Origin of the sequence: Georgenia sp. Z1491, from assembly GCF_049856175.1 — a bacterium.
Classification (GTDB): Bacteria; Actinomycetota; Actinomycetes; order Actinomycetales; family Actinomycetaceae; genus JB111.
This window is the reverse complement of the sequence record NZ_JBNDNA010000003.1, coordinates 76259-89393: the sequence shown is the minus strand read 5'-3', so window position 1 is coordinate 89393 and position 13135 is coordinate 76259. Positions and strand designations below refer to the sequence as shown.

At 70.7% G+C, this 13135-nt stretch carries 14 protein-coding genes, 1 tRNA gene and 1 other RNA gene; 3 read left to right on the top strand and 13 right to left on the bottom strand.

The genetic code is table 11. From position 1 onward, the window contains the following. Positions 1–54 precede the first annotated feature (54 nt). Positions 55–151, bottom strand: an RNA gene (gene ffs, locus ACPYO4_RS04405) — signal recognition particle sRNA small type. Between the two features lie 129 nt (positions 152–280). Between ffs and ACPYO4_RS04400 the strand changes: the two genes are divergently transcribed. Beyond that, a tRNA-Ser gene (locus ACPYO4_RS04400) sits at positions 281–365 on the top strand. 182 nt (positions 366–547) lie between these two features. Further along, the gene (locus ACPYO4_RS04395) at positions 548–1123 is read left to right on the top strand and encodes a TetR/AcrR family transcriptional regulator (RefSeq protein ID WP_425708003.1); all 576 of its coding nucleotides are present in this window, start codon (positions 548–550) and stop codon (positions 1121–1123) included. 4 nt (positions 1124–1127) lie between these two features. Here ACPYO4_RS04395 and ACPYO4_RS04390 read toward each other — a convergent pair whose 3' ends face one another. Genes ACPYO4_RS04390 through ACPYO4_RS04355 form a run of 8 tightly spaced genes read right to left on the bottom strand, consistent with a single transcriptional unit; the run spans position 1128 to position 9113 of the window. Beyond that, positions 1128–2300, bottom strand: coding sequence for an XdhC family protein (locus tag ACPYO4_RS04390; protein WP_425708002.1), 1173 nt, complete (start codon positions 2298–2300; stop codon positions 1128–1130). Next, the gene (locus tag ACPYO4_RS04385) at positions 2297–2797 is read right to left on the bottom strand and encodes a (2Fe-2S)-binding protein (RefSeq protein ID WP_425708001.1); all 501 of its coding nucleotides are present in this window, start codon (positions 2795–2797) and stop codon (positions 2297–2299) included. Before ACPYO4_RS04385 ends, ACPYO4_RS04390 begins: the two co-directional genes overlap by 4 nt. Positions 2798–2799: 2 nt before the next feature. Further along, positions 2800–3636 (bottom strand): FAD binding domain-containing protein, encoded by an 837-nt coding sequence (locus ACPYO4_RS04380; RefSeq protein WP_425708000.1) that lies wholly within the window; start codon positions 3634–3636, stop codon positions 2800–2802. Between the two features lie 10 nt (positions 3637–3646). Then, positions 3647–4375: an enoyl-CoA hydratase gene (locus ACPYO4_RS04375; RefSeq protein ID WP_425707999.1), complete on the bottom strand. Its 729-nt coding sequence runs from the start codon at positions 4373–4375 to the stop codon at positions 3647–3649. Continuing rightward, the gene (locus ACPYO4_RS04370) at positions 4372–6714 is read right to left on the bottom strand and encodes a xanthine dehydrogenase family protein molybdopterin-binding subunit (protein WP_425707998.1); all 2343 of its coding nucleotides are present in this window, start codon (positions 6712–6714) and stop codon (positions 4372–4374) included. Before ACPYO4_RS04370 ends, ACPYO4_RS04375 begins: the two co-directional genes overlap by 4 nt. Further along, positions 6711–7478: an SDR family NAD(P)-dependent oxidoreductase gene (locus ACPYO4_RS04365; protein ID WP_425707997.1), complete on the bottom strand. Its 768-nt coding sequence runs from the start codon at positions 7476–7478 to the stop codon at positions 6711–6713. Before ACPYO4_RS04365 ends, ACPYO4_RS04370 begins: the two co-directional genes overlap by 4 nt. Positions 7479–7488: 10 nt before the next feature. Next, entirely contained in the window at positions 7489–8322 is an 834-nt protein-coding gene (locus tag ACPYO4_RS04360) for an MBL fold metallo-hydrolase (protein WP_425707996.1), read from the bottom strand. Next, positions 8307–9113, bottom strand: coding sequence for an SRPBCC family protein (locus ACPYO4_RS04355; RefSeq protein WP_425707995.1), 807 nt, complete (start codon positions 9111–9113; stop codon positions 8307–8309). Before ACPYO4_RS04355 ends, ACPYO4_RS04360 begins: the two co-directional genes overlap by 16 nt. A gap of 84 nt (positions 9114–9197) precedes the next feature. On the opposite strand from ACPYO4_RS04355, the gene ACPYO4_RS04350 reads away from it, so the two are divergent. Then, positions 9198–9680, top strand: a complete 483-nt coding sequence (locus ACPYO4_RS04350; protein WP_425707994.1) for an acyl-CoA thioesterase — start codon at positions 9198–9200, stop codon at positions 9678–9680. 4 nt (positions 9681–9684) lie between these two features. Here ACPYO4_RS04350 and ACPYO4_RS04345 read toward each other — a convergent pair whose 3' ends face one another. From ACPYO4_RS04345 to ACPYO4_RS04330, 4 genes are all read right to left on the bottom strand, one after another. Next, on the bottom strand, positions 9685–10419 hold the full coding sequence (locus ACPYO4_RS04345) for an alpha/beta fold hydrolase (protein ID WP_425707993.1): 735 nt from the start codon (positions 10417–10419) through the stop codon (positions 9685–9687). A gap of 37 nt (positions 10420–10456) precedes the next feature. Beyond that, positions 10457–12016, bottom strand: coding sequence for a solute symporter family protein (locus ACPYO4_RS04340; RefSeq protein ID WP_425707992.1), 1560 nt, complete (start codon positions 12014–12016; stop codon positions 10457–10459). Beyond that, positions 12013–12363: a DUF485 domain-containing protein gene (locus ACPYO4_RS04335; RefSeq protein ID WP_425707991.1), complete on the bottom strand. Its 351-nt coding sequence runs from the start codon at positions 12361–12363 to the stop codon at positions 12013–12015. Before ACPYO4_RS04335 ends, ACPYO4_RS04340 begins: the two co-directional genes overlap by 4 nt. A gap of 153 nt (positions 12364–12516) precedes the next feature. Beyond that, on the bottom strand, positions 12517–13119 hold the full coding sequence (locus ACPYO4_RS04330; protein ID WP_425707990.1) for a TetR/AcrR family transcriptional regulator: 603 nt from the start codon (positions 13117–13119) through the stop codon (positions 12517–12519). Positions 13120–13135: the final 16 nt, after the last annotated feature.

The window sequence follows — 13135 nt, the reverse complement described above, 5'->3', positions numbered from 1 at the left end:
GGGGTCGACCCTAACCGGGCGAGGGGACACGGTGCGTCGCGTCCCCACAGGGCATGAAGGGACCCCCCGCGCACCCGGTAGAGCCCGCCTACCCTTGCTGCCTTCCGGCCCTGGGGGGGTTCAGCGAGATGCCGCCGCACGGGGGGTCTGGTGACAAGTCTACAAGTCGTGGGGACCGGTGCCGAGGACTGTGGCCCGTCACTCGCCGTCGGGGCGTGAGGCGCCCGGCCGACTCGGGTAGGATCGATCCCCGGTACCGCGCGCCCCGGCACGCGGCCCAGGAGGATTCGCCTAGTGGCCTATGGCGCACGCTTGGAAAGCGTGTTGGGTGCAAGCCCTCGAGGGTTCGAATCCCTCATCCTCCGCAGGGAGAAGCCCCGGATCCGCAAGGGTCCGGGGTTCTTGCTTTCACTACGCGGGCAAGAGCAGCGCCTGTGGCGAACGCGCGTTAGTCTTCTGGACGAGCAGGACGTCGCGCATCGCACACGGTCCGGGAGGGTCATCGATGGTTCAGGGCACCAGCACCCCCACGGAGAGAGCTCCCGCGGTGTCGAGCGCGGCAGTGCTCGACATGGCTCTCACGCTGTTCGCGGAACGCGGGTACCACGGCACCACGCTCCGCCAGATCGCCGAGGCACTCGGGATCAGGACACCGAGTCTCTACAACCACATGACGTCGAAGGCCTCGCTGCTCGACGCCATCACCACCAGCACCATCACCGCTGTGGTCGACGAGTTCACCGCGGCGACCGAGGGTGTCACCGACCCGGTCGAGCGCCTCCGCCGGGCGACCGAGGTGTACGCGTTCCGGCATGCCGTCCACCGCCGGGAGACCATGGTCGTCAACGGGGACGCCGTCCACCTCGAGGACCCGGCCCGGAGCCTCGTGCGCGAGAAGCGTCGCTGGCACGAGAGGGCGTTCAGACAGATCATCGTCGACGGTGTGGACGCCGGCGTGTTCGACGTCGAGTCCGCCAAGCTCGCCTCGTTCGCTATCCGCGAGATGTGCGTGAGCGTCTCGCGCTGGTTCCGCGTCGGCGGCGGCGACACGACGCCCGAGGAGCTGTCCCGGCAGTATGGCGAGTACGCGCTGAGGATCGCCGGAGTGCGTCGGACCGCGTAGCCGCCTAGCGGTGGATGGGCTGGTCGAGCTCGCTCAACGGCCTCCCGGAACCACCCCAGCTCGACGCGATGATCTCAGCGGCGATCGACACCGCCGTCTCCTGCGGGGTGCGACCACCGAGGTCGAGCCCGATCGGGGACGAGAGCCGGGAGAGCTCGTCGTCCGAGAAACCGCGCCTGCGCAGCTCATCGATCCGGTCCAGGTGCGTGCGACGACTTCCCATGGCACCGACGTAGCCGGCGGGACTCCGCAGCGCGAGCTCGAGCAGCGGCACGTCGAACTTCGGGTCGTGCGTGAGGACGCAGATGACGGTGCGAGCGTCGACGGAGATTTCGGCGAGGTGATCGTGCGGCCACGCGACCACGATCTCGTCCGCGTCGGGGAACCGACTGCTCGTGGCGAAGACGGGCCGCGCGTCGCAGACCGTGACGTGATAGCCCAGGAACTTCCCGATCCGCACCACCGCGGCGGCGAAGTCGATCGCACCGAAGACCAGCATCCTCGGGGGCGGGCCGAAGGAGTGGACGAACACCTCGAGGTCCTCGAGGCGGCGCTGGCCCGTGGCGCCGATGGTGACGACCTCCGAGGTGCCGTGCATGAGGCGGGCCCTCGCCTCGTCCTTCACGGCGGCGTCCAGCGTGCCGTTGCCGAGGCCACCGACCGCGCCGTCCGGCCGGACGACCACGTACCCGCCGCGGGCCCCGGCGGTCGGACCGGGGTCGCGGCCCGCGCCGGCTCCACCGTCGGCATCGTCCTCGGCGTCAGCGCGGGAGCCGGGGTTCACACCGGGGACCAGGCTCACCAGCGCGACAGGTTCGCGCGACCGGACGTCGTCCACCACCGCGCCGAGCTCCGGGAACAACTCGCGGTCGACGCGCTGCACCAGGAGCTCGATGGTGCCCCCACAGGTGAGGCCGACCGCGAAGGCGTCGTCGTCGCCCACCCCGTAGGTCACCAGCTCCGGCCGCCCGGTGCGCAGGACCTCCTGGGCGACCTCGTACACGGCGCCCTCGACGCACCCGCCCGACACGCTCCCGACGACCTCCCCCGTGCCCACCACAGCCATCGCGGCACCAGGGGGCCGAGGGGCCGAGCTCCAGGTACGGATGACGACCGCGACGGCGAACGGGACGTCGGACTCCCACCAGCCGACGAGGTCGTCCAGGATGTCCTTCACTGCTCGGGGCCCACGACGGCGCCCTCCTGGAACCCGCGCAGCTCGGCGGCGGCCTGCTCGACCGCGTCGACGATCCCCATGTATCCGGTGCACCGGCAGATGGTCCCGGACAGCTCCTCCCGGATGTGCTCCCGGGAGGGGTTCTCCTCGCGGTGGAGGAGGTCGAGCGCCGACATGAGCATGCCCGGCGTGCAGAATCCGCACTGGAGGCCGCCGCACTCGCCGAACGCCTTCTGCAGCGGGTGCAGGGTGCCGTCGTCGCCGGCCATCCCCTCGACGGTCGAGACAGACATCCCGTCGGCCTGGACCGCGAGCATGAGGCAGGCGCGCGCGGGCTCGCCGTCGACCAGCACGGTGCACGCACCGCACACTCCGTGCTCGCAGCCCAGGTGCGTGCCCGTGAGGTGGAGGTCCTCGCGCAACGCGTCCGCGAGCGTCCGCCGCGGCTCGACGTCGACCTCGACCGCGGCACCGTTGACCGTGAATCTGACCTTCATCCTCAGCCTCCTGTTCTGGCGCTGGCCACGGCGCGTGCCACGGCCCTCCGGGTGAACTGCTCGGTCATCGCCCTGCTGTAGCGGGCTCCGGGCGCGTCCTCGTCCGGGATGGCGATCCCGTCAGCGGCGGCGCGGGCGGCCTCGTCGATCCGCTCATCGGTCACCGTGCCCTCGTCGAGGACGCGCTCGGCTCCGGTCGCGCGGTGGGGCACGCCGCCGACTCCGCCGACGGCGATGCGCCACGAGCCATCGACTGTCGCGGCACAGACGGTGACGAGACCGAAGTCCCCGTGCCGGCGGGACAGCTCCGTGAAGCCCCAGAGCTCCGGCAGCGGGAGCGTCACCCGGGTCACCATCTCAAGCTCCTCGAGGGACGACTCCATCGTCCCCACGAACATCTCGCTCGCCGGGATGTCCCGGGCCCCGTCGGGGCCCGTCACGTGGATGACACCGTCGAGGGCCGCAACGACCACCGGGAGCTCCGCGGAGGGGTCGGCGTGCGCGAGACTGCCGCCGAAGGTGCCGCGCGACCGGATGGCCGGGTGCCCGATCCACTTCGCCGCGGCGGACAGCAGCGGCACCTCGTCCTGCCGGACGAGGTCGACGTGCCGCACGAGCGCTCCGATCCGTACCGAGTCGCCGCGCACGTCGATGGTGCTGAGCCCGGGGATCCGGTTGACGTCCACCAGGATGCTCGGTCGGGACATCCTCATGGCCAGGACGGGCATGAGGCTCTGTCCGCCGGCGATGATCTTGCCGTCGCCGTCGGCCTCGTCGAGGGTCCGGATGGCGTCGTCGACGGTGGAGGCCCGGACGTAGTCGAACGGTGCAGGTTTCACGGTGGCTCCCTCAACGTCCCTGGAAGACGGGCGAGCGCTTCTCCGTGCGTGCCCGGCGTGCCTCGGCGGCGTCGTCGCTGTCCCAGCACCGCAGGAACTCCGCGTCGATATCTGCGGGCCACGCGGCGGGCTCGAAAGCCGCCTCGAGAGCCCGCTTCGAGTACGAGAGCGTGAGCGGAGCCAGGTTCGACATCTCCTCGGCCCAGGCCATCGCGTCGTCGAGATCACCGAGCCGTTCGGTGAGACCGAACGCCGCGGCCTGCTGCGCCGTGAACGACGCCGCGCCCAGCAGGAGCGCCCTGGCCGGCCCGCCGCCGGCCAGGAGCGCGAGCCTGCGCACCGTCCACGGGTCGACGGCCAGCCCGTTCCGCCCGGTGGGGACGGCGAACACGGCGTCCGGGGCCGCCACCCGTAGGTCGCAGGCGATGGCGAGCTGGGTCCCCGCGCCGATCGCCGGCCCGTTGACGGCGGCGACCACCGGCACGGGCGACGAGGTGATCGCGCCGAGGGTGCCGTAGAGGGCGTCGCGGAAGTTCGCGCCGTAGACGCCGTCGAGGTCAGCACCGCCGCTGAAGCTGGTGCCGCGTCCCGTGATGACGACGACGCGGGTGCCGTCGTCGGCCGCCTTCTCGACGGCGCCGCGGATGCCCGCCAGGTGCTCGATGTCGAGCGCGTTGCGCTTGCTGTGCCGGTCCATCTCGACGAGCGTGACGGAGCGGCGTGCGGTCGTGCGGATCATTGCATCGCCTCCCAGACGGTCGCCGGCGTGACCGGCAGCTGTGTGATCTCGAGTCCCAGGGCGTCGGAGACCGCGCCCGCGATCACGGCGTTGGGTCCGAGCGTCCCGCCCTCTCCGACGCCGCGGACGCCGAGCGGGTTGTCCGCGTGGTGCGAGACGTGCTCGATCGTCAGCTCGGGGATCTCGTAGGTCGTGGGCATGAGGTAGTCCATGAGACTGCCGGTCGCGAGGTTGCCCGACTGGTCGTATATGAGGTGCTCGTACATCGCCCCGCCGATCCCTTGCGCGATGGATCCGGCGATCTGGCCGTTCACGACCAGCGGGTTGATGATGCGACCCGCGTCCTCCACGCAGATCCAGTCCAGGATCTTCATCTGTCCGGTGGCCCGGTCGAACTCGATGACGGCGGCCTGTGCGCCGGCCGAGAATGCTCCGAGGATGGGATCGAAGAAGCGCGTGGCCTGCAACCCGGGGTCGATCTCCTTGGGCAGCCGGTTGGACTCCAGGTAAGCGATCCGGGCCACCTCGGCCAGCGTCATGACCGGGTCTCCGTCCAGCCCGTAGATCGTCCCGTCCTTCACGGTGAGGCTGTCCGCCTTGGTCTCGAAGAGGGCCGCCACCAGCTGAAGGATCTGCTCCTGGACGGCGGTCCCGCTCAGGTGGGCCGCTCCTCCGCCGATGACCGCCTGCCGCGAGGAGAACGCGCCGAAGCCCCACAGCGCCTCGTTCGTGTCGCCGATCCGGACGTTGACGTCCTCGTACCGGACCCCGACGGCGTCCGCGACGATCTGGGCGATCGTCGTCTCCTGCCCCTGGCCCTGCGACGTCACGCCGGACAGCACGGTCACCGTCCCGTCGGCCTCGACCCGGACGGTGCAGGCGTCGTGCCCCGTGCGGAACGGCATCCGGGGGCCCGCCGCGGCGGCACGACCGAGACCGGTCAGCTCGTTGTAGCAGGCCACCCCGAGGCCGATCGGGTGCTCCCCCGCGTCGCGACGACGCTCCTGCTCGGTGCGGAAGTCCTCGTACCCGACGAGGGTCAGCGCCTTGTCCAGGCACTCGCGGTACCAGCCGGAGTCGTCCACGAGGCGTGAGGGCATGCGGTAGGGCACGGAGTCGATGAGGTTCCGGCGACGCAGCTCGATCGCGGTCGTCCCGAGCTCGAGCGCCGCGGCGTTCATCACGGACTCCATCGCGAACACGGTCGCCGGCCGCGCGACGCCGCGGTACGGCCCGGCGTACCCGGTGTTCGTCGTGACTCCTCGCGTGGTGCACCGGTAGTTGGCGAGCTTGTAGGGGCCCGTGAGCAGGCCTCCGGCCATGAGCGGCTCGATGCCGGCGGTCCACGGGTACACCGAGTAGGCGCCGATGTTGCAGGTGATGTCCGCCTGCAGAGCGATCAGCTCGCCGTCCTCGGTGAATCCGGCCTTCATCAGGTACCGGTGGTCGCGGGCATGGGCCGCCGCCTGGAGGTGCTCTGCCCGGTCCTCGACCCACTTGAGCGGGATACCCCGCATCTCTCGCGCCATGAGGCACAGCGCGACGTCCTCGGGGTAGAGGATCGACTTCGTACCGAACCCGCCGCCCACGTCGGGGGCGATGACCCGGACGTTGCCCTCCGGCAGGCCGAGCAGCTCGGCGAGCATGTTGCGCACGAGGTGGGGGATCTGGGTCCCGGACCAGTAGGTGAGCCGCTCCTCCGACCGGTCCCAGAGTGCGACGCCCGCGCGTCCCTCCATCGGGTTACCGGCGTGCCGGTTGGTGATGTACTCCCGCTCGACGACGACCGTCGCACGTTCGAATGCCTGGTCGACATCGCCGGCGTCGAACTCGCGCTCGAGGAGGACGTTGTCGGGCGCCTCCTCGTGCACCGGCACACCGGACGGCTCCCAGGCGAGCGTCGTCGCCGGCAGCGGGTCGTAGTCCACGCGGATCTGCTCCAGGGCGTCCTCGGCCCGGTAGCGGTCGCCCGCCACGACGGCGGCGACCGGCTCCCCGACGAACCGCACCTTGTCCCGCGCCAGCGGCGGCTGCGCGGTCTCCACGTACGACTTCAGGGCGGACCTCGCGCGCAGCTCCGTCGTCGCGAAGCTACTGCTCGTCCCCGTGAAGACGGCGTCGGCCCGCACGGCCGAGGTGTCGACGTCGAGGATGCTCGCGTGCCCGTGAGGGGAACGGAGGAAGGCGACGTGACGCATCCGGGGCAGGACGAGGTCCGAGACGTAGTTGCCGTGTCCCGTGAGGAGCCGCCGGTCCTCCTTGCGGGTGACGCTGCGGCCGATGGCGCCCTCCGTGGGCTCCGCGTGCGCGTCCGTGGTCTGCTCGTGGGTGGCGCTCATGGCATGGAGTACCCGCCGTTGACCGACAGGATCTGACCCGTGGTCCACGACGAACGAGGTGAGGACAGGAGGAGGACCGTGGGCGTGATGTCCTCCGTGCGGCCGAACCGGCGCAGCGGGTAGGCCGAGAGGATCTTCTTCATTTTGGCCTCGTCGGCGTTGCCCGTGTGCTCGGCCAGGCTGCCCGTCTGGACGAGCGCGATGGAGACGGCGTTGGCGCGGATCTTGTGCCGGGCGAGCTCCTTGGCGAGCGACTTCGTGAGCCCGAGCGCCGTCGAACGCGCCGTGGCGGTGACCAGCAGCCGCGACTCTCCCACACGACCGGAGTCGCCGGTCATGGTGAGGATCGAGCCCTCGGTGCCGTCCTCGACCATCTGGCGCGCCACCGCGTGGGTCATGCGGAGGGTGCCCGTCACGGTGATGTCGATCTGCGGTAGCCAGTCCTCCTCGTCCGACTCGAGAAAGGGCTGCGAGACGGCCAGTGCGGCGTTGTTGACGAGGATGTCGATCGGTCCGAGCTCGCGTCGCACGGTCGCCACCGCCTCGGTGACCGCCTCACCGTCCCGCACGTCGCAGCCGACCGCGAGAGCGCGGACGCCGGCGGAGCGCGCCTCCTCGGCGGCCTCCTCAGCGCCCGCGGAGGACGAGCCGAAGTGGAAGGCCACGTTCGCGCCCTCCGCCGCGAACGCCAGGCCGATCTCCTTGCCGAGCCCCTTGCCGGCGCCGGTGACCAGGACGTTCTTGCCGTGCAGATCGAGATCCATCTTCGTTCCTTCAGATCGAGGACCAGCGGGGTCCAGTGGGGCCGGCGACGAGACGGCCGGGCCGGAAGTCGGGGAAGTGGGCGGCCGCGATGACCGCCCCGGTGTCGGTGAACTCCTCGACGAGCTCGGTGCGCGAGCGCGCCGCCAGCTCCTGGTCGTGGTCGTGCCGGAACCTCCAGCCGGTCTCCACGAGCTCGACCGGGCTGTGCGCCAGGTCCCCGACGAGGACGAGCCGGTCCTTGCCGTCCGAGACGACGAACGACGTCGAGCCCGGGGTGTGCCCCGGCATGGGCCGGGCGTCGAGGCCCGGAGCGATGGTGCGACTGGCGTCGAACGTCTCCAGCTGCTCCCGGATCGGCTCGAGCTTGCGCAGGGCCCCGGGCTGGGCGTCCGGGGCGTCGACGAAGTGGTTCCAGTCCGCCTCGTGTACGCGATAGGTGGCCCTGGGGAAGACGGGGCTGCCCTTCTTGGAGACCCAGCCCACGTGGTCGAAGTGGAGGTGCGTGAGGAGAACGTCGGTGACGTCCTCGACCTCGACGCCATGCACGCGGAGGCTCTCGAGCAGAAGCCCGCCCTTGTACCGGCCGTTGTCGATCGTGCCCGCACCGGTGTCGACGACGATCGTCCGGTCGCCGCTCTGCAGGAGGTACCCCCCGACGGCAAGGTGGAGGTCGCCTTGCTCGTCGAGCAGGTCTCCGTGGCACGACCAGCCGTCGGCGTGCCCCTCCCGCGTGAGAACGTCCCGGGCGACCTCCCGCCCGTGGCCGTCCTCGAGCGTGAGCACGCGAAGGTCGCCGACCTCGATGACCGGTCCGCTCGAGCGCCCGGTCACTGCTCGCCCCATGTGTGGTCCGTCGGCACGGGGACCGCCTGCCAGGCACCCTGCGGCAGCGTGACGTGGATGTGCAGGCCCCCTGCGGGCCAGCCGCCGGCCCCGGATCCGGAGCCCCCTCGGCGGCGCAGCAGCGCCGCGCCGAGCCCCAGCACCGCCAGGGCCCCGGCGACGGGGAGGAGGTACTTGGCGACGGCCGGTCCTATGGACATGACGTCGAGGGGTTCGACGTCGTCCGCCGATGACGAACGTGCGGTCGGGCGCGACGCCGCCTGGGGGGTGCCATCCTTCGCGCCTGCGGCTGCACCGTCGCCTGCGCCGGGCTGCACCGAGCCCGGATCGGACGGCGCCGCCAGGGACCCGCTCGCCAGCTCCTCCTGGAGGTTCTTGGCGAATCGGCTGAGGATCTTGCCCGCGACGTCCGCGACGATGCCCCGACCGAAGCCGGCGACGCGGCCCGACAGGTTGAGGTCGGTGTCCACCTGGACGCGCGTGCCGCCGCCGTGCTCCTCGAGCGTGACCGTGAAGAGCGCCTCGACGCCCCCCTGGCCTCCGACGTCGGTGCCGGCCGCCCTGATCACCGCACGGTGGTTCTCGGCGTCCTTCTCCACGAAGCGGGCGACGCCCGAGTACTTCGTCGAGACCGGCCCCACCTTGATCTTGACGATCCCGTGGTAGTCCTCGCCGTCAACGCGCTCGATCGCGCCGCCGGGCACGCACGGCATCACCCGTTCAAGCTGCTCGAGCGTCCGGAAGGTGTCGTCGACCGGAAGGTCGACGGTGAAGGCGTTGGTCAGCTCCATCGGTACCCACTCCCTGTACTAATGAACGTTTGTTCGTTACAGTACGGAGGTCATCTCAGACCTGTCAAACCTCGGAGGCACCGCATGGGCACGACGACCGATGCACGGGCACTGACCCGCACGAACTTCCCCGTTCTGATCCCCCAGACGACGCGGTGGGCGGACAACGACATGTTCGGACACATGAACAACGCCGTGTACTTCGGACTCTTCGACAGCGCGATCAACGGATGGATGGCCGCGCAGACCGGGCGCGACCCTCAGGAGTCGCCCGAGATGCCGGTCGTTGCCGAGTCCACCTGCCGCTTCTTCCGTGAGGTCGGCTTCCCCCATCCGGTCTCGACCGGGCTGCGGGTCGCCAATGTCGGGCGCTCCAGCGTGGTCTACGAGCTGGGCCTGTTCGACGACCGGGAGCCCGACGGGACCGTCTCCGCGTACGGCAGGTGGGTCCACGTGTACGTAGACAAGGCGTCCCGCAGCACGGTCTCGGTTCCCGACCCGGTCCGCGACGCCCTGGAGCAGCTCCGGGTCGAGGACGGCGGCGAATCCGCGGGTGCCGTGAGCTAGTGGTTCAAGCCTCGACCGAGTCCCAGAAGTCCGCGACGAGGGAGTTGTAGCGCTCCGCCTCGCGCGGGACGCTGTGGCCGGACCCAGGCACCAGCTCGCGGTGGCCGCCCGTCCGGGCGGCCACCGCGTCGCACGTCGCCTCCATCCCGGCGACGGACCCGCTCGAGAGGACGAGCACCGGCACGCGCGCATCCGCCAGGCGCTCGAGTTCCGGCCGGGCGGTCCACGGGCGACGTTCGCCCCGGAGCAGCTCCACGCCCCTGACCGCCGCCGGCGGCAGACCTCCCGGGTACTTGCGCTCGTCGATGAGGTCGGCCAGGCGGTCGAACCAGGTGTGCGGGTCGAGCCCGGTGTCGTCCCACAGGTCGGCGGCGTCCTCCATCAGTCGGCGCGCGGCCGGGTCGTCCGCGGCGATCCCGTATATCGGGGGCTCACTGACGACGACCGACCGCACGCGCTCCGGATGACGGGTGGCGAGGGTCAGGCTGACGACGGCGCCGTAGGAGTGCCCGACCAGGTGCGCGCCGTCCGGGAGCACGTCCTCGAGGAGGTCCGCCTCGTCGTCGAAGTCGACCCGGGCCCGAGCGGGCGTCCCACCGTGGCCCGGGCGGTCGACGACGAGGAGGCGACGTCCCTCCGCGAGGGGTCGCTGCCGGCGCCACATGAGCTCGCCGCCCGCGCCGCTCCCGTGGACCAGCAGGGCCTCGGGCCCCGCCGAGCCCCAGACGTTGACGTGCATCGTTCCTCCTCGGGAGTCGTAGCGCCGGCGGACCGGATCAGTGCGAGCTCGCGCCCTCGGCGCCGAGGCCGGTCATGGACCGGACGTGAAGCTCGGTGTAGCGGTCCTCGTCCGTGTCGCGCCGAGCACCCAGCAGGGTGCCCACGAAGCAGCCCAGGAAGCCGAGCGGCACGGAGACCAGGACCGGGAACACCATGGGGAACAGCGCCTCCTCCGGCCCACCGGGCCACACGTGCGGCCCGACGAGGATGAGGACGACAGAGCTGATGAGCCCCACGAAGATGCCCACGACCGCACCCGCCGTGTTGAACCGCTTCCAGATGAGGGAGAGGACCAGCGCCGGGAAGTTCGCGCTCGCCGCGACCGAGAGCGCCAGGCCCACGAGCACAGCGACGTTGGTCGAGCCGCCCACCATGAGCGTGACGACGATCGCGAGCCCCCCGACCACGAGGGCGGCCAGGCGTGCGACAAGGGTCCCCTGCCGCTCGTCGCGCGGCTGACCGTGCTTGAGCACGTTGAACCACAGGTCGTGAGAGACCGCTCCGGAGGCGGAGATGAGGAGTCCGGCCACGACAGCCAGGATGGTCGCGAATGCGACGGCGGTGACGACGGCGATGAAGATGTCGCCGCCCACGGTTCCCGCGCCGCCACCGAGGTGCTCGGCCAGGAGAGGTGCGGTGAGGTTGCCGCCGGCCGTGGCCTCCTCCGAGCCCTCCGGCAGCAGGTGACGCGCGCCGTAGCCGAAGAACGAGGTACCGATGAAGAAGGCGCCGATGATGCCGACCGCCCAACCGACCGAGTTCCGCGCGGCCTTCGCGTCGGGCACGGTGAAGAACCGGATGAGTACGTGCGGGAGCGCCGCGGTGCCGATGCCGTAGGCGGCTGCCGAGGACAGGGTGTTCCACGGGCTTTCGCCGGTGCCGCCCGGGCCGAGGTAGCCCTCACCCAGAGGGTGACGGTCGGCCGCGGCGTCGAAGATGCCCAACGGGTTGAGGCCGGACTGGGCGATGATCCCCACCGTCAGTGCGATGCCGACCGAGAGCAGCAGGACAGCCTTGATGATCTGGACCCAGGTCGTGGCGAGCATGCCGCCGAACACGACGTAGGAGAGCATGACCACGCCGGTGATGACGACCGCGGCGTCGAAGCGCAGGCCGACGAGGGCCTGCAGGAGCACGCCGGCGCCGACCAGCTGGGCGACGAGGTAGAAGATGGCGATGACCAGGGTGGCGATGCCGGTCGCCCCGCGCACCGGCCGCGCCGACATCCGGAAGGACAGCACGTCTGCCACCGTGAACTGGCCGGCGTTGCGCATGCGCTCCGCGAGGAGCAGGAGGATGAGGATGAAGGACCACAGGGCCGCCATCGCCATGACCCAACCGTCGAACCCGTTGAGGTAGATCAGACCGGTGAAACCGAGGAAGGTCGCGGCCGACATGAGGTCGCCCGAGATCGCCAGGCCGTTCTGGCGGGCACTGATCCCGCGGCCTGCGGCGTAGAAGTCCGCCTGGGTGCTCGTGCGACGCGAGGCCCATACGGTGACACCGATCGTCACCACGATGATCAGGGCGAAGAAGATGAAGCGGGTCATGTTCATCGCGCAGCCACCTCCTCGGCGACGAGGAGCGCGCGCTCCTGCAGGGGCACGAACACCCTGTCGGACATGCGGATGTAGAGCCAGGTCACGACCCACACCAGGGCGAACTGGGAGAAGCCCAGCAGGTACGCGAGCGAAAGGCCCGGCACGAGGATCGTGGCCATGAGGTCGGGGGCGAACGCGATCAGCAGGAGAAACCCACCGAACCAGGCGATCGAGAACGTCAGCGCGGCGCGGACGAACCTGGACCGACGCCGGACGAGCTCCCGGAACGGCTCGCTGCGCGCGACCTCGTCGAGGATCTTCTGCTTCTCCCTCTGCTCGGGCGAAGAGGTGTGTTGCGACATCGTTGTCTCGTTTCTCGTCGTGCGTGCGTGGCAGCCCGGACGGGCTAACGTGCGATAGTTAGTTAGGCACACCACTCACTGCCTGTCAAGGGCCGAGCAGCACGCCTGGTACCGGAGCTCACCCAGTGGCGACGGACAGGTGCGCGCCGCTGCTCAATCGCGGGCACCGGCCATACGAAGGGCGTAGTCGGCGTAGATCTCCGCAACCTCGGCCGCACTCCGATCGCCGCCGCCGTCGAACCACTTGGCCACGGACACGCACATCTCGAGCACGCCGAACGAGACGAGCGCCGGATGCTCCGTCCCGAACCGACCGTTCGCGACCCCGGCCTCGATGAGCCCCCGCACGCCGCGCTCGTGCCGGCGCAGCAGGGCCAGCGCGCGATCGCGCGCCGGAGGCGCCAGGCTCCGGGCGTCACGGTTGACGATCACCGCCTCGCGAGGGTGCGTGGCGTGCCGCAGGGCGTAGACGCGCACGGCCGCCCACAGGCGGCGCTCCGGGGTTCGCTCCGTCCGCACGGCATCCTCGAAGTCGCGCCACACCTGCTCGGCGGTCGCCAGCACGATCTCCTCGAGCAGGAGATCCTTCGACGCCATGTGGTTGTAGAGGGACGGCGCACGGACACCCAGCAGCGCAGCGACCTGCCCCATCGATGAACCATGGAAGCCGACACGGGCGAACGTGGTCAGAGCGGCCTCACGCACACGCCCCGCGTCGATCGTGCCCCTGGGGCCACCGGCCTCCGACTGTGCCATCCGAATCAACCGCCAG